The sequence below is a fragment of the Clostridium tetanomorphum genome, assembly GCF_017873215.1.
Classification (GTDB): domain Bacteria; phylum Bacillota; class Clostridia; order Clostridiales; family Clostridiaceae; genus Clostridium_AO; species Clostridium_AO tetanomorphum.
In genome coordinates this window covers 1-18,338 of record NZ_JAGGKA010000011.1, presented here as the reverse complement: position 1 = coordinate 18,338, position 18,338 = coordinate 1, and the positions used below count along the sequence as shown (strand labels likewise).

Annotated in this window: 21 protein-coding genes and 1 pseudogene; 14 read left to right on the top strand and 8 right to left on the bottom strand. The window is 28.9% G+C overall.

From position 1 onward, the window contains the following. Positions 1–76 precede the first annotated feature (76 nt). From J2Z24_RS11570 to J2Z24_RS21940, 4 genes are all read left to right on the top strand, one after another. Positions 77–1,126 (top strand): MerR family transcriptional regulator, encoded by a 1,050-nt coding sequence (locus J2Z24_RS11570; RefSeq protein ID WP_035147104.1) that lies wholly within the window; start codon positions 77–79, stop codon positions 1,124–1,126. Positions 1,127–1,292: 166 nt separating this feature from the next. Beyond that, on the top strand, positions 1,293–1,844 hold the full coding sequence (gene lepB, locus J2Z24_RS11565; protein ID WP_278320926.1) for a signal peptidase I: 552 nt from the start codon (positions 1,293–1,295) through the stop codon (positions 1,842–1,844). Between the two features lie 352 nt (positions 1,845–2,196). Next, positions 2,197–2,595 carry an alpha/beta hydrolase gene (locus J2Z24_RS11560; protein WP_338078435.1) on the top strand — a complete coding sequence of 133 codons (399 nt, stop codon included), beginning with the start codon at positions 2,197–2,199 and terminating at the stop codon, positions 2,593–2,595. After that, a complete protein-coding gene (locus J2Z24_RS21940) occupies positions 2,544–2,783 on the top strand; it encodes a hypothetical protein (protein ID WP_338078424.1) in 240 nt (79 codons plus the stop codon). The genes J2Z24_RS11560 and J2Z24_RS21940 overlap by 52 nt, the downstream gene beginning before the upstream one ends. Before the next feature lie 341 nt (positions 2,784–3,124). Here the strand turns inward: J2Z24_RS21940 and J2Z24_RS11555 are convergent, their stop codons facing one another. Then, positions 3,125–4,225, bottom strand: a complete 1,101-nt coding sequence (locus J2Z24_RS11555) for a PocR ligand-binding domain-containing protein (protein WP_051593214.1) — start codon at positions 4,223–4,225, stop codon at positions 3,125–3,127. 870 nt (positions 4,226–5,095) lie between these two features. Here J2Z24_RS11555 and J2Z24_RS11545 point away from each other — a divergent pair. Further along, positions 5,096–5,335, top strand: a complete 240-nt coding sequence (locus J2Z24_RS11545; RefSeq protein ID WP_035147106.1) for a PF20097 family protein — start codon at positions 5,096–5,098, stop codon at positions 5,333–5,335. A 169-nt stretch (positions 5,336–5,504) separates the two neighbouring features. Next, positions 5,505–6,056 (top strand): sugar O-acetyltransferase, encoded by a 552-nt coding sequence (locus J2Z24_RS11540; protein ID WP_035147109.1) that lies wholly within the window; start codon positions 5,505–5,507, stop codon positions 6,054–6,056. Positions 6,057–6,365: 309 nt separating this feature from the next. On the opposite strand, the gene J2Z24_RS11535 is transcribed toward J2Z24_RS11540, so the two are convergent. Continuing rightward, positions 6,366–7,301: a LysR family transcriptional regulator gene (locus J2Z24_RS11535; RefSeq protein WP_035147114.1), complete on the bottom strand. Its 936-nt coding sequence runs from the start codon at positions 7,299–7,301 to the stop codon at positions 6,366–6,368. A gap of 148 nt (positions 7,302–7,449) precedes the next feature. Here J2Z24_RS11535 and J2Z24_RS11530 point away from each other — a divergent pair, with 148 nt between their 5' ends. The 3 genes from J2Z24_RS11530 to J2Z24_RS11520 all read left to right on the top strand — a co-directional run bounded on the left by J2Z24_RS11530 (position 7,450) and on the right by J2Z24_RS11520 (position 10,535). Then, the gene (locus J2Z24_RS11530) at positions 7,450–8,745 is read left to right on the top strand and encodes a Na+/H+ antiporter NhaC family protein (protein ID WP_035147116.1); all 1,296 of its coding nucleotides are present in this window, start codon (positions 7,450–7,452) and stop codon (positions 8,743–8,745) included. Between the two features lie 488 nt (positions 8,746–9,233). Beyond that, positions 9,234–9,482, top strand: coding sequence for a hypothetical protein (locus J2Z24_RS11525; protein WP_035147119.1), 249 nt, complete (start codon positions 9,234–9,236; stop codon positions 9,480–9,482). 138 nt (positions 9,483–9,620) lie between these two features. After that, positions 9,621–10,535 carry a penicillin-binding transpeptidase domain-containing protein gene (locus J2Z24_RS11520; protein ID WP_242990671.1) on the top strand — a complete coding sequence of 305 codons (915 nt, stop codon included), beginning with the start codon at positions 9,621–9,623 and terminating at the stop codon, positions 10,533–10,535. An 82-nt stretch (positions 10,536–10,617) separates the two neighbouring features. On the opposite strand, the gene J2Z24_RS11515 is transcribed toward J2Z24_RS11520, so the two are convergent. Both J2Z24_RS11515 and J2Z24_RS11510 read right to left on the bottom strand, forming a co-directional pair. Beyond that, positions 10,618–11,652: a DUF4179 domain-containing protein gene (locus J2Z24_RS11515; protein ID WP_035147126.1), complete on the bottom strand. Its 1,035-nt coding sequence runs from the start codon at positions 11,650–11,652 to the stop codon at positions 10,618–10,620. A gap of 4 nt (positions 11,653–11,656) precedes the next feature. Further along, the gene (locus tag J2Z24_RS11510) at positions 11,657–12,211 is read right to left on the bottom strand and encodes a sigma-70 family RNA polymerase sigma factor (RefSeq protein ID WP_035147129.1); all 555 of its coding nucleotides are present in this window, start codon (positions 12,209–12,211) and stop codon (positions 11,657–11,659) included. A gap of 310 nt (positions 12,212–12,521) precedes the next feature. Between J2Z24_RS11510 and J2Z24_RS11505 the strand changes: the two genes are divergently transcribed. Both J2Z24_RS11505 and J2Z24_RS11500 read left to right on the top strand, forming a co-directional pair. Then, a complete protein-coding gene (locus tag J2Z24_RS11505) occupies positions 12,522–13,244 on the top strand; it encodes a YoaK family protein (protein ID WP_372440084.1) in 723 nt (240 codons plus the stop codon). A gap of 34 nt (positions 13,245–13,278) precedes the next feature. Then, on the top strand, positions 13,279–13,548 hold the full coding sequence (locus J2Z24_RS11500) for a hypothetical protein (protein WP_035147131.1): 270 nt from the start codon (positions 13,279–13,281) through the stop codon (positions 13,546–13,548). A 72-nt stretch (positions 13,549–13,620) separates the two neighbouring features. Here the strand turns inward: J2Z24_RS11500 and J2Z24_RS11495 are convergent, their stop codons facing one another. Together J2Z24_RS11495 and J2Z24_RS11490 are read right to left on the bottom strand one after the other, a co-directional pair. Beyond that, positions 13,621–14,241: a DUF2812 domain-containing protein gene (locus tag J2Z24_RS11495; protein WP_035147133.1), complete on the bottom strand. Its 621-nt coding sequence runs from the start codon at positions 14,239–14,241 to the stop codon at positions 13,621–13,623. Next, on the bottom strand, positions 14,234–14,560 hold the full coding sequence (locus tag J2Z24_RS11490) for a PadR family transcriptional regulator (protein ID WP_035147136.1): 327 nt from the start codon (positions 14,558–14,560) through the stop codon (positions 14,234–14,236). Before J2Z24_RS11490 ends, J2Z24_RS11495 begins: the two co-directional genes overlap by 8 nt. 120 nt (positions 14,561–14,680) lie before the next feature. Between J2Z24_RS11490 and J2Z24_RS11485 the strand changes: the two are divergent. Beyond that, positions 14,681–14,902: pseudogene (locus J2Z24_RS11485) on the top strand (DapH/DapD/GlmU-related protein); the annotation flags it as partial. Between the two features lie 176 nt (positions 14,903–15,078). Here the strand turns inward: J2Z24_RS11485 and J2Z24_RS11480 are convergent. Further along, positions 15,079–15,465 carry a hypothetical protein gene (locus J2Z24_RS11480; protein ID WP_035147138.1) on the bottom strand — a complete coding sequence of 129 codons (387 nt, stop codon included), beginning with the start codon at positions 15,463–15,465 and terminating at the stop codon, positions 15,079–15,081. A gap of 249 nt (positions 15,466–15,714) precedes the next feature. Here J2Z24_RS11480 and J2Z24_RS11475 point away from each other — a divergent pair, with 249 nt between their 5' ends. Then, positions 15,715–16,356: a cupin domain-containing protein gene (locus tag J2Z24_RS11475; RefSeq protein WP_035147141.1), complete on the top strand. Its 642-nt coding sequence runs from the start codon at positions 15,715–15,717 to the stop codon at positions 16,354–16,356. Positions 16,357–16,890: 534 nt separating this feature from the next. Beyond that, positions 16,891–17,565, top strand: a complete 675-nt coding sequence (locus J2Z24_RS11470; RefSeq protein ID WP_035147144.1) for a class I SAM-dependent methyltransferase — start codon at positions 16,891–16,893, stop codon at positions 17,563–17,565. Between the two features lie 253 nt (positions 17,566–17,818). On the opposite strand, the gene J2Z24_RS11465 is transcribed toward J2Z24_RS11470, so the two are convergent. Continuing rightward, the coding region (locus tag J2Z24_RS11465; RefSeq protein WP_209795123.1) for an Ig-like domain-containing protein at positions 17,819–18,338 on the bottom strand (520 nt) is incomplete at its 5' end.

Below are 18,338 nucleotides of genomic sequence, written 5' to 3'. Positions count from 1 at the left end.
CAGAGAAATAATAATTTTAAGTAACTATTGACTCTGCCCTTTGGATAGAGTTTATACTTTTCTTAGGGGTGATTTAATGACTACAAATCAAGTGTGTAAAATTCTTAATATAACTTTAAAATCCTTAATAATTTACGAGCAATATGGGATTGTAGTTCCTAAAAGAGAAAAAAATAATTATAGAAATTATAGTGAAGATGACTTATTCAAATTAAGAACCATTATCTTGTTAAAAGAACTGGGTTTTTCACTTAAAGATATAAAAAATTTAATAGATAAAAATAACTATGGAAATAGTCAGTTTACACGAAGTCTTTATCTTCAATTGAGAGCAGTAGAAAGAAAAATTGATGAATTAAATAATGTAAAGAATACATTAAAAACAAGTATAGATAAAATGCTTGAACATGACTTTAAACTAGATTATGATCATTTTGTTGATAACATTGATATAAGTTTAAAAGAAAATAAAACTAATAGAATAAGCTGGATAGATATGTGGGGTTTTGATAATAAGGCAATAAAATTTGATAAAATGGTTAGAGATAAATCAAATGATGAACTAGGTTTATTTGAAAAATATGATGAAATTTTATTTGAAATAAGAAGTAGAATAATTAATCACGGGGCTGTAAATGTAATTGATATAGGATGTGGAACAGGTAATCTATGTGGAGATTTAAGTGAGAAAATAGATATACTAGGAATAGACCAAAGCTTAGAAATGATCCTACAAGCAAAAAAGAAATATAATAAAATGAAATTTAAATTAGGTAATTTTTTAGATAAGCCTTTTAGAAAAAATGATATAGATATTGTTGTAACCACCTATGCTTTTCATAGTCTAAATCATAATGAAAAAAAAGAAGCTCTTAATTACATGTTAGATTACTTAAAAGATAACGGAAAAATTATTATTGCAGATTTTATGTTCCTAAATGATGGGGAAAGAGAAAAATATAAAAATAGTCTATGTGATAAAGGTAGACAAGATCTATGGAATGTAATTAATAACAAATACTATACTAATTTAGAGGAATTAAAACGATATGTTAGTTCGTTAAATTATAAAATCCATAGTGAACATATTGTAAATTTTACATGGATAGTAGAAATTAAAAAATAGCATAAAACTAGGAATCACTTAATTTTAAACTTACTACTCACAATTATTAGCAAAATGTTTTTAAAAACTACACAATTATTTCATAAATTTAATATATTATTAACTTATGGTTAATTATGTTTAGAACTTATATTAAAAATAATATTATATAGATGGGGTGTTTAATGTGAATAATAATGAAACAAAAAATCGTAACGAAAATTTATTTAAAGAAATTAAAGACTATGCATTTTCTATAGGAATGGCTCTCCTTATGGCATTAGTTTTTCATAGTTATGTATTTGCTAGAGCCAATGTAGACGGTCCTTCTATGCAGCCTACATTACAAGATAAAGATAGCATCTTTATTGAAAAAATAACTACAAACTTGAAAAATTTTAAAAGAGGAGAAATTATTGTATTTGATTCTAAAAATGAAAACCATGAATACTATGTAAAAAGAATAATAGGTGTAGCTGGAGATAAAATAGAACTAAAAGATAGTCATGTATATTTAAATGGTAAACTTCTAAAGGAAGATTACTTAGCCCCAGAAACTATTACGGAACCTACTACAGCTACAACACAATACATAGTTCCAGAAGGATATGTATTTGTATTAGGAGATAACAGAACCAATAGTACTGATAGTAGAATGCTAGGTCCTATTAATGTGAGTGATATAAAGGGACATGTTGTGATTAGATTTCTACCCTTTGACAAGTTAAAAATGTTTTAAATATTTAATTACTTATAATATAGAATATTATAAGGGAATTCCTAAAAGGAGTTCCCTTAATTTGTAGTTTAAGAATATTACATATTATTTATCATTAATAAGAAGCTTCTCACTGCCTTTGCCTCGATATTCAGGGATAACTACTACATCTTTTATAAAATAAGACATACTGTTATCACCAAACACTCTTCCTATTGCAACAACTTTATTACCATCTACCACACAAGCAGTATATAGTGAATTTTTTAGTGCTATTTCTCAGTAGGATGTCCTCATCCAACAGATTCTGCCAAAACATTAAATTGCTCTGTTGGTAAGATACCTCTTTTTAAAGGATATAATCCAAGCCTAGATTTACACCCCAATTCGTAAACCCCGTGGAATCGTTCAGCTTGTACATGGTTTTGGTGAGCATCCACGTCGATATCTGTATATGATATTAAAGCTAAATGAGGCAGGTTTTGTAGTTGCATCAGATGATCATGTAGGACATGGAAAGACAGCGTACGATTCAGGTAATTGGAGTGATTGGAGCCATAAATGTTATATGTCAATGGCAGAAGATGACCATACTCTTCGTAAAATTGTGCAAGAAGAATACCCCACTTTACCTTATTTCATGTATGGACATAGTATGGAATCCATGATTGTTAGATGCTATGCTGCTACTTACAGGGAAGGAATTTACCGCTTGATTTTATGTGGAACCTGTGGTGTATTTCCAAATGCAGGTCCACTTATACCTGTTTAAAAAAGCTAATAGCTGAAGGTAAAGGAGAAGGTGTTTATGCTGTATCTAATTGGCTTGCCAAAACAGGTCATAAAGTAAAAACAAAAGTTTATCCAGAAAGGCGACATGAAATACATAACTACAGGGATATTAGTGATGAAATTGAGAATGGAATGATAGATTTTATAAATGATATTATTGAAAAATAATAGAATGCTGAATCATTAATTGCAGTTAATGTAAAACAATGGGAAAGGGACCAATATACTATATAATTTTACATTCAGCAACAATAGCTAAGGCAACTATCAATAGGAGTGTTTACACAAACAACACCCCTATTTTTTATCAACATTAATATACTTACAAAGTTTCTTTCAAAAAGTAGCAATTTAATGGAGTCTAGTTGTATAATTAATTCTCAATCGTTACTATATTATAGACATACTTTCCTTAGTATAAAATTGGAATTCATTGTGAATGGTTATATGTAAAGTATAATTGTTTCTGCTAAATCATGGAGATGGATATCATTATGTAAACCATAGAATCAATAAGTATTATCATTGGTGCTGCCAGCATAATTGTGATGGGAATGTTGATTGGATGATTTTGATAATTGTTCAGCTAAAATGGTAACATCCTGCATAGTTGCATTAATCTCTTCAAGTGCTGCAGATTGTTGTTCAGTAGTTTCAAGTGTTGCATTTGATTTCTCAACAGTCTTGTCTACAGAATTTTGTATCTTACTAGTAAGATCTACTATTTTCAAAGCTGTATCCTTTGAATTTTCTGATAGTTTCCTTATTTCTGTTGCAACCACTCCAAAGCCTCTTCCAGCCTCACCAGCTCTTGCCGCTTCAATAGCAGCATTCAATCCAAGCATTTTTGTTTGATCAGCTATACTTTTTATTGAGTCTAATATTGAATTAATTTCTATTGATATTTTCTTAACATTAATAATTTCTTCACCTAAATCATGTTGATTGTTTGTGACATCAATTGAGGATGCTGACAGCTCTTCCATTGTCGCTGAAATCTGGCTAAAATTTTCAGAAAGTATTTGTGACGCTTTTCTAAGTTTTAGTTCTTCATATCCTATTCTTGAAAGCGAATTTGCAACAATATACAAAACCTCAGCAGCAGCCATTACATTTTTTTCTGTTACAATCTTCACTTTATTTACTGCGTCTACATATGCATCTTCATTAACTCCTATTTCATTTGCAGTTTTTCTATATGCTGATGCTTGTGGAGTAGAAGTTAAAATTTGTCCACCTAAAATTGTACCAATTTGCTTCCCATCTACTATAATAGGTGATGCAAAATCTACAAGGCCAGCATGACAAGTATAAATATAAGGTTTCCCTATTCTTGCAGCTTCTTCTCCACCCCTTTTATGTGACTGAGCGCATCTATCTGTACCAATATTACTAGACTGAGTAAGATCCATACAAAAGCTTGTATATGAACTTGGTTTAGTTACAGGTTTTCCATTAATATCTACAGTTATGCTAGCAATATCCATACTTTTAGCAAAGTTATCTTGAAACTTCTGAAGTAAATCAATATCAATAACATCCTTTATTTCTAATGAATCTAAATTGATGATATTTGAATATAAATTACTACTATTATCTGTTTTTATCATAGGTACTCCCCCTAGCATTTATTGTCGATTAAAGATATAATTTGTATTTTAAAATTATACCATAATTGTTTTATACAATCAATGATGATAATTATTTCTATAAATCAAATATCATAAAACTAATTTAAAATATGACTTAATATTCATAAAGTGTAAATCATTTCATTCACCACCAATTCGTAATAAAGTATGCAAATAAACTTACTGTCATTGAAATAAACCTATAAATCTCTCTCTATTTATAAGAGATTGTAACGAAATCATAATAAAACATCAACAATATGAGAATTTACTTATTTAAGATTAATGAAAAAATGTTGTAAAATAAATTAAGAAATATATGCAAAAATTTATATTATACGGAGGATATAAAATGATTATTGATAACAATCCAAAAGAAAAGGAAGCCATGCAGGCATTTCACAAAGGTGAACGTGAACTTGGATATAAACTTCAAGATGAATTTGTATAAGAATTAAGAGAAAGTAAATAAAAAGGAGAAGATCATTGCTCATGTCAAAAAGCATGTAAGTATCATGGAAAATGTATGGAATGTGTCGCTATACATAGAGCACACAAAGACCATCTTCCTAATTGTTTTAGAAACATGATTAATGAAAGGATTGAAAAACTTTCTGAATTAACGGAACATAGTATTATAGACCAATTTAAAAAGTAATAAATTTAGAGAAAATAAACAATTTATTTATGACACCACATTATTGAAATTAAATTTTGTTGTGTTTTTGCATCTTAATAAAAAATATTACGAAATGTATTACTTTTACATATTTTCCTTTAGTAATATGTTATAATTAATTCGCGATAGTAAAAATATGCGTAGTAAAGATTATAGAGGGAGGTATAATTATGGAATGTCCGTATTGTGGTGAAGAAATGGAACAAGGCGTTATACAAAGCCCCCATGAAATCGCGTGGAAAAATAAAAAATCTTACATTGGAACAGCAAAATTCCATAAAGGGTCAATTATTTTATCGAAGTTATATATGCTCCAAGGTTCAACAGTAATAGCCAACTGCTGCCATAAATGCGAAAAGATTATTATAGATTATAAAGATGGTAGTTGTGATATGAACCAAACAAAATAAGTAATATTCATATTTATATTTTAGATATATTATTCTTGTTTAACGAATCAAAAGCTATAAGAAAAATACTAAATTATGAACTACGTAGTTTGTATATAATCTATACATAAGATAAGTAAAATAAATTAATATGTATATATACCAAATAATAAAAAGGAGGTCAAAAATAATGAAAACTGAAAAAGAAAAAATGTTAGCAGGTGAACTTTATGATGCTGGTGATGAAGAGTTGATTAAAGAAAGGGATTATGCCAGAAATTTAACTTTTGAATTTAATCATACACCTCCAGCTCAAAAAGAAAAAAGACAGGAAATTTTAAAACAATTGATTATTGCTAAGGGTTCTTTTTATATTGAACCACCATTTAACTGTGATTATGGTTATAACATTGAGGTTGGTGAAAATTTTTATGCTAACTATGGATGTACTATATTAGACGTAACTAAGGTTAAAATCGGAGATAACGTACTTTTAGCACCAAATGTTCAAATCTACACCGCTACTCACCCTATTAATCCTACTGAAAGACTTACTGGTAAGGAATATGCTAAACCAATTGTTATAGGAAACAATGCTTGGATAGGTGGTGGAACAATAATATGTCCAGGAGTAAAAATTGGTGATAATGTAACTATAGGAGCTGGCAGTGTTGTAACTAAAGATATACCTGATAATGTAATTGCTGTAGGTAATCCTTGTAGAGTTATTAAAAGTATTTGATATTGTTACCTTTGAAACTCAAAAGTTTTGTTATGTATAACTTTCCCATATTTTCCTTTAGTAATATGTTATAATTAATTTACAATAGTAAAATAGGACGAAGTAAGAATAACATATAGGCATTGTGAAAGGAAACTATATATGAATGATACTAATTCTATTTCCTGTGAGAAAAAATAAACAATTTATTTAAGCACCGCATTATTTACGGATTGAATTTTGGGGTGCTTTTACGTGGCATTTCAAATATATTACAACATGATTTCAACAACCATAGTTCTCTTAATTGCTTTGAAAAGATACTGCTATTTAAAAAACATCTTTGCTTTTATATACTTTTGCAACTTCTACAAATTCTCGAACCGCTTTTGAGTAGTAAGGTTTTTTAATAAAGCCAAAGCTAATCATATATTTTGCACGTTCATCTAATTGAAATAAATGTAATGCAGAAATTTGTTTATTATCAAGCGTCTTGTGAACTAATATTTTTGGGCAAAAGCATACCCCGATTCCTTTACAGCACATTTCCAATAATGTTTCAATATTTTTTGCTTCTACAGCTACTTTTAAATCAAAATTCACCTCTGATAAAAATATACTACTGATTCTTCCTGCAATATCATCCTTACTACTCAGTAGAAAGGGACACTCTTTCAACAGAGATAAATTTAAGGTTTGGTGCAACATATTTACAATTTCATTCTTTCTTTTTCCATATGTATTTTCAAGCAATTTATCCGAAATAAGAAGAATAACTTCTTCTTCATAATAATTGTCAAATTTAATATCTGGATGATTTTGTGAATAATTTGCAATCATTAAATCTATTGTTCCATTAATAAGAAAAGATGGTAGATCATCATTTTCACCTTCAATAATCTGTATAGTAATATCAGAATGATCTTTTTTATATTCTGCAATAATATCTGGCATCAACACACGTCCCCTTGTATGTGCAATACCTATTCGTAATAAACCTTTTTTTTCATCACAAATATCTAAAAATTCCTCTTCTATGGAAGTATAGAGAGTATTAAATTCATTGGCATAACGTAGAAAGATGTCTCCTGCAAAAGTTGGTTTCAATGGAGTACTGCGAATAAAAAGTTTACACCCTAGTTCTTTTTCAAGTGAAGCAATATGGGCACTAAGGGTTTGCTGGGTAATATATAGATGCTGAGCTGCTTTTGTAAAGTTACGTTCTTTATAAACAGCCAGAAAATACTTCATACTTAAGAGATTCAAATCTACACCTCTTTTTCCTGTTATAATATATATAAATAACAGTATTTTTACTGTATTATAAACTGAAAACAATAGTTAGACAAGCTTTTTCTCATATTGTATCATTGTGATTATAAGAAAATTATTCTAATAAATGGAGGGAAGCTACATGTTAGAAGCAATAATTCTTGGCATGTTTATTATGGGACTCTTAGTTTGTATATGGTGTAATTTATCCATTCTGTATGCTCTATTATTTGGTTTTACTCTCTTCTTCTTATATGGCCTAATGAAGAATAATTCAGTAAAACATATGATACAAATGTGTTTTAAAGGTATAAAAACAGTTAAAAATATATTAATTATATTTTTCATGATTGGCATGCTTACAGCAGTATGGCGTGCATCAGGAACAATATCCTTTATTGTTTACTATTCTACAAAATTGATTATTCCAAAAGCATTTATTCTAATAACATTTTTACTTTGCTGCATATTATCTATACTTACAGGAACTGCATTTGGCACAGCTGCTACCATTGGCATAATTTGTATGACCATATCAAATGCCATAGGTGCAAACAAAATATTGGTGGGCGGGGCTATATTATCTGGCATCTATTTTGGCGATAGATGTTCTCCCATGTCAACAAGTGCATTGCTAATAAGCGAACTAACAGAAACAGATATTTATAAAAACATTCAGCTTATGATTAAAACTTCAATTATACCATTTATATTCACATGTGCAATTTATTTAATTTCTGGTTTTTTGTTAGAGAGTAAAAGTGCCTCTCTTGAAATTAAAACCTTATTTGCAGATAATTTCAACTTGCATTGGCTTACTATTTTACCTGCTATTCTAATCATCGTAACCTCTATATTTAAGGTAAACGTAAAAATTACAATGCTTTTAAGTATCATAGTCAGTAGTATTATTTGTATTTCCATTCAAAAAGTTGAATTTACCTCACTCATTAAAATGTTTATTACAGGGTATCACTCATCTATCATGTTAAATGGTGGAGGTATTCAATCTATGTTAAAAGTTTCTGCCATTGTATGTTTATCATCTTCTTATGCCAGTATTTTTGAAGGAACAGGATTATTAGAAGGCATAAAAAAACATATTAATAATCTTTCAAACACAATTACTCCATTTGGTAGTATTGCTATAACTTCATTTTTCACAAGCTTGATAAGTTGTAATCAAACTTTGACTATCATATTGACTCATCAGTTATGTAATAAAGTTGTATCTGATAATTACCAACTGGCAAATTCATTAGAAAATACAGCGGTTGTTGTTGCACCACTTATACCATGGTCTATTGCAGCAGCTGTACCATTAACTACAATATCAGCACCGACAAGTTGTATTTTAGCTGCTTGTTATTTATATATATTGCCAGTGTATAATTTCTTTCGCTCAAGAACAAAACGTGCTATATATATGGAAGCATAATACCAATATAAAAAAGCCATGTAAATGAAAAAAGAACGGAATCTGCTTTCAGAATCTGTTCTTTTTTCAGTGTTAATCAATAGTTATCCCCTTCAAAAATGCTTCCTAATTAAATTGTAAAATAGCTGTCAATTAAATTTTCATACATTATATTGAAAATAATGTTATAATTAACATACAGGTATACTTGTAAATTATTATTTTATTCATTTTGGATATATAGATGATACAGACCTAAGCAAATATGAAATCACTTTAGAAAATAAATAAAAGATTGATAATTAATTTAGTATTCTTAGTTATTTTAATATCTGTTTATTTATATGGAATAGGTTACAGATTAAATGGGATTGAAGCATCAAAAACACATTTTAGTGTGGGAAAATAAAATGTTAATTGAATTAATGAAGGGAATAGGAATATTTTATTATTGGCCATGGTTTGTGTTGCCCTTTATATAAGATTTTAAATATAGAAGGAGAATAATAGTGCAAAATGTTTTTAAATTTATATTACCAATTGATACTCTTTTTGGAGTTATTTTAGTTGGTATTGCATTTTGGAGATTTAAAAAACTTCAAAAAGACCATAAAAAAACAAGTAATGATGATTACTTATCAGAGAGTGAAAAAATAGTAGTAAACAAAAATATTAAAATTTTAATAATTGGACTTTCAATGCTTTGCATTTCAGCCTTAATCGACTTCATACTTTTTATAACAAGGAAGTTAACGTAATCTATAATAACTAAGTCAGTAATTTGGCAGTATTTCCATATTATTTCTTGTTACTATAAGAAGTTGATATATAAAGAAATAAGAACATTTTAAACATTGATTCTTAATTTATATCTTGAATTGTAAGGAGGTTTTATAGTGAAAAAAATTATAGGTATTGTTTTGCTTTGTATCATATATATTTACATGATTGGATGCAATAATGTAAATCAACAATCAATTGAGCATAAAAAAGAACCTACATCCTCAGTTATTACAGAAAACAAGAATACATTATCAAAAGAAAACGCTGTAGAGAACATTTCTACATCAAAAAAAGTTGTTGACTATAGTGAATTTTTTAATGGTATTGATGGATGTGCTGTTTTTTATAATAGTGATATCAAAGAATATAAATTTTATAATGAACAATTATGTAAAAAACAGGCATCTCCTTGCTCAACATTTAAAATAATATCAACATTAGTTGCACTTCAAAAAGGAGTACTTACTTCTACTGAATCAAAAATGAATTATAATGGAACTGATTATCCTATAAAATCTTGGAACAAAGATTTAACTTTAAAAGAAGCTTTTCAAACATCCTGTGTTTGGTACTTTAAAAAAGTTATAGATAAAATAGGCAAAGATGACATGGAAAAGTCACTAAAAAAACTTTCATATGGTAACTGTGATGTAAGCCAATGGAACGGCGAAAATATCAATCCATTACCTGAACTAAATGGTTTTTGGTTAGAATCTTCTTTAAAAATTTCACCTAAAGAACAAGTAGAAGTTTTAGCAAATATTTTTAATGGTAAAACAGATTTTTCAAAACAAAATATTGCAATTCTTAAAGATATAATGCTAGTAAACAAAAATGAACATATTTCTATTTATGGTAAAACAGGTACAGGGTATACAGATAATGCTTGGTTTGTAGGAATGCTTGAGCATAATACACAAAAATATTTCTTTGCAATTCATTTGAATGATAAAAATAATAAAAATATATCTGGACCAACGGCCAGGGAAATTGCACTTAAAATTATTAACCGATACTATAATAATTAGACACTTGGGGAGCATATATAAATTTGTGTAAATCAAATCTATATATGCTCCCCAATGACTATAACTTCTAGGAATTTCTTTATTATTTAAGTTTTGATAAATCTATAGTAAATTTATCCCCTACCTTTTTATATTCACCATCCATCCTACCACTTTTCTCTGGATATTTAGCTGCATATGGAGTTAGTGTTAACGTCTTGGCACCTCCATTAATTTTTCCAGTTTTAAATAATGCTTCATTTTTTATATCATAGTTCATATAAAACGAAACTTTATTACCTAAATCATCATTTCCTCTTAACTCTATATCATATGCGGATTTTGTTTTTAAATTAGCTGTTGATGAGAAAGCATAAATTTTTTGACCAAGTGCACTATCTGTATACTTAGTTAAAGTATATTCTTTACCATTTTCAAGTGTAAATTTATTGATAAGCGCTATTTCTCTAGTATCAATTTTTAACTGATCCCCATTAGTTTTAAACTCAAAACTCCATATTCCCTTTTTTTCTTTATTATCTAATATCATAGACTTACATAAAATTTTTATATTTAAATCTCCACTTAAATTAACTTTATCTAAATCATAAGTCATTACTCCTTCTGTAGTGTAGTCATCAACAATTGTATCACTTCCGCCAGCTCCATTACTTGCTTTCTTACCATTTATATAGACAGTGAAGAAAGGCATCCAAGATCTACCATCTTCTAATTTTTCATTAGAGCTTATATTATAAGAAACATTTAACTGATTTCCATCTAGTATAACTTCATTTAGCTTAACTGTTATCCCTTTATTAGTTACAGATTTATTTACAACAGTTTTATACTCATCTAAATTTTTTTGTATTCCTAAAAGACTACCTATATCTCTGCCAATAATGTTACTTACCCTTGTGGCATATACGGAAGCATTACTACCTAATATTCCTACAGTTAATACTAAAGCTACTGCAGCTGCCACTGCTATATTTCTTTTATAAAGTTTCTTACTATTAATTGATTTTCTAAACTTAACCTTTAGATTCTTCTTTTCAATATCATTAAAATCATCTTTTTTGTACTGTTCCAAATTTATATATGCATCATTTAGCATAGTATATATATCATTTTTCATATTACTACCCCCTACTTTCCATAATTTTAAACATACTTTTTATTTTTTTCTTTCCTCTAGATAACCTATTATAAATAGTTTCTCTCTTTAATCCCGTCTCTTTACTTACAGCCTCTATTTCCTTTTCTTCCACATATAACTTATAAAATAATTCTCTATCCCTTTCCTTTAAGCAATGTAATATATCATTCACATCATCATCTAATTCATTTTTAACAACTTCTTCATGAGTTGTATCTGGGACCCCTATTTCTAAATCATCTATATTCTCATGCCACAGACTTTTTAAATACTTTCTTTTATAATCTATAGACTTAAACTTAGCTATGCCAGCTACCCAGTTTTTAAATTCATTTTTACTTTCGTCAAAACTATCAATGTTATTCCAAATACCAAGAAGTATATCATTAATACATTCTTCTTGAACACTTTGCAAATTATAAAGTTGCTTCTTTACAATAGATTTTATAATCCATCCATAGCTATCTATAACATAATCTAATGCTTTTTCATTCTTATTTACTAACTGAGATATAAAATTTCCTTCATCAATTTTCATTTTTAACCTTCTTTCTAAAGCAAGCTTGCATTGATTTGTCCCCTACACTTAATACTTCGAGTGTTAGACTGGTATATCTATCAATAGTTTAAATTTAATCCATATTTTTTCATAAATCATATACTAATTTTCCATATTTTTCTTTAGCAATATGTTATAATTAAGTTATGATTGTAGAGTTATTTAATAAATTTATGAGTTATATTTTAAGGGAAGAAATTATGATAGAATCAGTAAAATCATAGAAGATACTCTCCTCATAATATAAGTGGTGTTGGTGAATTTATATGACTATGAAAGGATGATTTAAATTTTGATTGGCAAGGTTTTCTACTTAGTGAAAGAAAAAAGAGAAAAACTATTTTTTAACCATGCTATACATGAATCTGTCCCATTTGGTATACTTCTTGCAATTGTTGGTGGATTTTTAGATGCTTATACATTCATAGGAAGAGGTGGTGTTTTTGCCAATGCCCAAACTGGAAATATTGTACTTTTAGGCATATATGCTTCAAAAAAAGAATGGAGGCAAGCACTAATCCATATTCCACCTATACTTGCTTTCATAGTTGGGGTAATTGTTGCTGAATGGATAAGAAATAAACAATCATGTTTATTTTTACAGGATTGGCCACAAACCATCTTAACTCTTGAAATTATAGTGCTTATTATTATAGGATTTATACCCAATACTATTCCTAATATTGTTGTAACTGTTACAGTTTCCTTTGTTGCCTCTATTCAGTCTACTTCCTTCCGTAAATTAGTTGATTCTCCATATGCTACAACAATGTCCACAGGAAACTTGCGTACAGCTTCACAGGCAGCTTATATTGCCTTCTCAAAAAAGGACCATGAATCAGCCATACGTGCTGTACGTTTTTTTACGGTAATTCTATCCTTTATACTGGGAGCATTTTTAGGTGGATTGTCTACATTAGCTATGGGAGTTAAGGCAATATGGGTTGCATCCATTATATTGATCTGTTCAGCTATATTATTTAGCATTGGCAAACAGAAGAACAAATGTTAATCAAACAAATAAGTCTACCTGGAGGGATTAGTTAATGAATAATAAAAAGTTTATTAGCAATTGGAAAAAATATAGACGCAAAGGTAAGAAAAGATATATATTAGAGAATAGTATTTTTATAGCTATAGGAATGTCTATAATCCCTACAATTGTCACATTAGTTAGAGGAAATGAATATTACATTGATTCTCATTTATCACTTTCTTTCGGAGGTCTTGTAGGAGGATTAATTGCAGGACTTATAAACTGGCCTAGGAATGAAAGAAAATATAACGAATTAATGAATAATAATTTGGACAAATAGTAATTTCATTAGTACAATGTTCAAATCTACACTTTTACTCTGCACTCTAAAAAAATACATTTAACTTTTTTATTATTCATAAGTTTTTAACTCATTTTTATATTTTAAAACTATTCTTGTATACATAATAGTAGGAATTGAAATTATCACTCCTAATATAGCCATAGCTATTCTAAATGCAATTATATTATTAGTTCTAAAATACGGAAGAAAACTGCTTATTATAAAAGCTATTACTAATATTATATTTGTTAAATGCATATTTCGAATAGACTTATAGTAACTTACCAAGTCCTTAAAATCTGTATGAAGTTTAAAAGGCTTTCCATTTCTCTCTTTTTCAAGAATTAATATTTCTTTGTTATAACTTCCAGGGCTTGTAGCAATCTGCCTCATACCTTTTGCCCAAGGTCGCCATTTTATTTTGCCATATGAATACCTTAAATTTAAATTTTTATTAAAACTTCTAAAACCCAATGAATCTAAAAACCTTTGATATTCCTTTATTTCTTTATAAGATTTATCGGCTACAAATTCAACACAATACTCATATTTTCCTGGAGTACACTGTTCAAATTCATATAATAATTCCCCTGTTTTTACCAGACGATAACCTTTGGCAGACATTTCATTTAAAAATCTCCCCTGCTTTTCTAAAAAACCTCCAAAATAACGATATATCCTCTTATTCATGGCTTCCCTCCCCAATAATCTTTAAAGCAGTATCATGAATCTCCTTTAACCTATCCACTTCTTGTTCAACAATTCTTTTCCCCTCTTCTGTTATAACATACTCTTTTTTTCTACTATCTTCCTCATGAAGAACAATCCATTTTTTCTTCACCAAAGTATTGATGGCTCCATAAAGTGTACCAGCTCCTAAAGATAAGCGGCCTGCTGTTTTGTCTTCAATAAACTGCATTATCCCATATCCATGATTGGGCTGATACACTGCTAACAACACAAATAATGTTGTTTCTGTTAAAGCACCACCTTTTACGTTGTCCCTCATATTTTCACCTCTTGTTTACTACGTTTACTGTAATATAAATATATCACTAAACGTAATAACTGTCAACTAAATATTCATCTATTATATTAAAAATATTGTTATAATCATTATATTAAGTATAGATTTGGCGAACAAACTTCCCATGGGTTTTCATTTTCTAAAACAATTACTGCTCCCGTTATAATTGGTAATGATGTTTGGAGTGGTGGCGAAAGCATTATACTACCAGGGATTACAATTGGAAATAATGTAACAATTGGTGCTGGCAGTGTCGTAACTAAAGATATATCTGATAATGTAATTGCCGTAGGAAATCCTTGTAGAGCTATTAAAACTATTTGATGTTACACTATTCGTATATTTTAGCAATCACTAAAACATTGAGAAATTTAAAATAGAGTCAGTATACTGAGAATTATACTCAGTACACTGACTCTTTATTTGATACTATAAAATATTTGCTTTTTTATAGATGTTGCCTACTTAATATTATATTGATACAATTCAGTTTATTATTTCTAAACGATTGGGCATAAAGGAACTCTAACTAAAACAAGCTCATCTCTTGAGCTGGTTTCAATGTTAAATACCAAAAATGCATTTTCGCCAAATACAAATGCACAAATAAGATTTACTTCTCTTCCAGGTGCTGGAGTTGGAATTTCATCTGGTCCTACTATTAGACAACGTCCAACTGATTGTATTAATTCTGCTGCTTGAGCAGGTGTTATTCTTATTACAAGTACTTCTTGTATTTCTTCACCTAATACAGTTATCTCTATTTCAACAAGTAATACAAAAACGTTTGGAGCTAATTCAGCAACACATGTTGCTCCAATTCTAACAGGGTCATTTTCACACATCATATCATCATCAATTATATCGTTATATTCTGATACATTCATTATATCCACCATCCACTTTTATATTGGAGATAAGAAGCATGTCCTTACCTCTAATATAGAATATTCTATATTGAGAAAAATGTTACTACTAATACTTCTTTATTGATTTTTGTTACAAATTTAGGAATAATGTTGTATTAATCTAAATATTAACATATAAAAGTATATCATTTCTGTGAGTTGAATCACGTTATATAGCTATAGAACATATAATAATGTTATGAATAATTATGAGAGGAATAAGCAAGTATGTATAATGTTTACGAGACATATCCATGCCCTTATTTTATGAGTACGCCAATGTATAACTTAAACAATATGTATAATACTTATAGAGGATATTCATGCCCTTACTGTGCTAACACACCAATGTATACTCAAAACTCTTTCAATGAACTTGCTAATGAGCATGTTCCTTTTACTGATGAAATGGAGTGTTATTCAAGATTTGATTCTTTGAAGTCTGAAAGGAGTGATTGTTTAATTCAATTAAAGGATTATGGCCCTGAACCCTTTGTAATTAATATTAACGAAGCTACTAAGCAAAACGATACTTTTCGTACAGCCTTATGGACAGGAGACCATCTACAGCTTACATTGATGAGTATTAAACCTGGGGAAGATATAGGTTTAGAAAATCATCCTAACCTTGATCAATTTATACGTATTGAAGAAGGTGAAGGACTTGTTAAAATGGGTGATAGAAAAAATAATTTGAATTTTCAAAGAAAAGTCTATGATGATATTGCCATTATTATACCTGCAGGTAAATGGCACAATATAATTAACACCGGTAATGAACCACTTAAATTGTACTCTATCTACGCACCACCTCAGCATCCATATGGTACAGTTCACCAAACTAAAGCAGATGCAGAAGCTGCTGAATGAAGTCTCATACACTAATATCAAAAGCTACTGTGAAAAAATTAATTTATTTGAACACTGCATTATTTAACTTTGAATTTTGCAGTGTTTTTCATATCACTTCAACTATATGGTATAAATTCTAAGTATTCACATGACCCTCATATACATCATATTTAAAATACTGCTATAATTAACATATTCATAAAGGACTTACTGATATTTTTTCTTTACTTTTTATATTTATTGCTTCATTTATCATTTTATGGCTAACAGGAATAAATTACTTAATTTTTTCAAACGAAATTTAAAGCTAATACAGAAGCCATAAATTTTGTTTATGGTGTGTTCTAGTATTATATTATTCTTAAAAATCCCTAGTATCATCAATATTAAAAAATATAACTAAATAAATAATTGGATTTTATGTACATTATATTAAAATATTAAAAGTACTGCTATAATTATTATATAAGTTAACTGTACTCTATTAAGCAAAGTATTAAATCACAAACTAAATCAATTAAATTGGATGTTTATGAAGGGGGATTATTAATTATGAAAAAAAATTATTATGCACAAAAATTAAATTCACAGAAGCTTTTTGATGTGTACGAAACCAAAATTCCCAGAGTAAAACAATATCTAGATGCAGAAATCTCTTTTGTTAGAGATAATCTCACAGGTAGTGAAAGAGTTTTGGAATTAGGGGCAGGTTATGGACGTATTGTGAAAAAATTAGCAGATAATTGTAGATCAATTGTTGGCATTGACATTTCCAATGAAAGTGTTTCCTTAGGCAAGGAATATTTAAAGGATACTCTCAATTCAGAAATTATCACCATGGACGTAAATAATCTTACATTTGAAGAAAAATTCGATGTAATAATTTGCCTCCAAAACGGTTTGTCTGCAATGAAGATAACATCATCAGATTTAATTAAAAAGATTTTGGATATGGTTGTAGATGGTGGAAAAGTCTATTTCAGCACTTACAGTGAAAAATTTTGGGAATATAGATTAATGTGGTTTAAAGAACAGGCTGACAAGGGCTTACTAGGTGAACTTGATTTAGATAAAACAAAGGATGGAGTTATAATTTGTAAAGACGGTTTTAAAGCAATTACCCATACTCCAGAAGATTTGAAAATCATTGGAGATTTATCAGGATATAAATATCAAATTCAAGAGGTAGATGAATCAAGCGTTTTTCTTATTATTCATAAAAAATAGACCAAATATTTTATTTGAGTCAACACTTTATTTCACATAATTTTCTTGGTAATGACAGCAGTTGATACAATGAATCACTTTTTTCTAAACAAAGAAGTAATTATTGCAGGTTCTACATATTGGAATATGGTAAAGATATTGGTGATGTGTTAAATAATACAGAGGGAATAAATAACATGAGAAATTTAGGTCAAAATATTTTACATATGAATAATGTTCCAGATATCTAAAACATATATACTGTATTCTTCATTTATACTGATTCTGTAATTACTGCTGTTGCTACACTTACTGCTTGAGCTCCTGTTCCCTTTGCATTCTTTGGCACTACTTTTACTTTTATTACTTTTCCTACATCTGCTGCTTTTATCACATAGGTTGCTGTTGTGGATGCTATTTGCACTTCTGTTTCGTTTGATGTTCCATCTGCATCATATCTGTAAAATACATAGGTTGTTCCTGATTCTACATCTCCATCTGTATCTGCATATCCTGATATTGCTGTTAGTGTTTCCCCTACTGTTGTTGTTCCACTTATTGTTGGTGCTGCTGTTGGTAAATTATCTAATGAAGCATTTTCTGGTGTTGGCTCTGCATTCCCTACTATTATATTCTGCACAGCCTTGAAGTTTTTACTGTTTGTCACATTTGATGGTAGTGTTAATGTTCCTTCTATTTTATATGTTCCTGCTTTACTTCCATCATAACTTGTTGTATCCCAGGTTATTCCTACCATTATTCTACTTCCATCTTCTAGTGTAGCTGGCGCCTCA

Excerpts from the sequence above, each read along its gene's own strand:
- J2Z24_RS11480 (WP_035147138.1), bottom strand. The coding sequence starts at position 15,465 with ATGAATGTATCAGAATATAACGATATAATTGATGATGATATGATGTGT.
- J2Z24_RS11500 (WP_035147131.1), top strand. The coding sequence starts at position 13,279 with ATGAATAATAAAAAGTTTATTAGCAATTGGAAAAAATATAGACGCAAA.
- J2Z24_RS11540 (WP_035147109.1), top strand. The coding sequence starts at position 5,505 with ATGAAAACTGAAAAAGAAAAAATGTTAGCAGGTGAACTTTATGATGCT.
- J2Z24_RS11555 (WP_051593214.1), bottom strand. The coding sequence starts at position 4,225 with ATGATAAAAACAGATAATAGTAGTAATTTATATTCAAATATCATCAAT.
- J2Z24_RS11515 (WP_035147126.1), bottom strand. The coding sequence starts at position 11,652 with ATGAAAAATGATATATATACTATGCTAAATGATGCATATATAAATTTG.
- J2Z24_RS11510 (WP_035147129.1), bottom strand. The coding sequence starts at position 12,211 with ATGAAAATTGATGAAGGAAATTTTATATCTCAGTTAGTAAATAAGAAT.
- J2Z24_RS11530 (WP_035147116.1), top strand. The coding sequence starts at position 7,450 with ATGTTAGAAGCAATAATTCTTGGCATGTTTATTATGGGACTCTTAGTT.
- J2Z24_RS11470 (WP_035147144.1), top strand. The coding sequence starts at position 16,891 with ATGAAAAAAAATTATTATGCACAAAAATTAAATTCACAGAAGCTTTTT.
- J2Z24_RS11495 (WP_035147133.1), bottom strand. The coding sequence starts at position 14,241 with ATGAATAAGAGGATATATCGTTATTTTGGAGGTTTTTTAGAAAAGCAG.
- J2Z24_RS21940 (WP_338078424.1), top strand. The coding sequence starts at position 2,544 with ATGTGGAACCTGTGGTGTATTTCCAAATGCAGGTCCACTTATACCTGT.
- J2Z24_RS11475 (WP_035147141.1), top strand. The coding sequence starts at position 15,715 with ATGTATAATGTTTACGAGACATATCCATGCCCTTATTTTATGAGTACG.
- J2Z24_RS11490 (WP_035147136.1), bottom strand. The coding sequence starts at position 14,560 with ATGAGGGACAACGTAAAAGGTGGTGCTTTAACAGAAACAACATTATTT.
- J2Z24_RS11545 (WP_035147106.1), top strand. The coding sequence starts at position 5,096 with ATGGAATGTCCGTATTGTGGTGAAGAAATGGAACAAGGCGTTATACAA.
- J2Z24_RS11570 (WP_035147104.1), top strand. The coding sequence starts at position 77 with ATGACTACAAATCAAGTGTGTAAAATTCTTAATATAACTTTAAAATCC.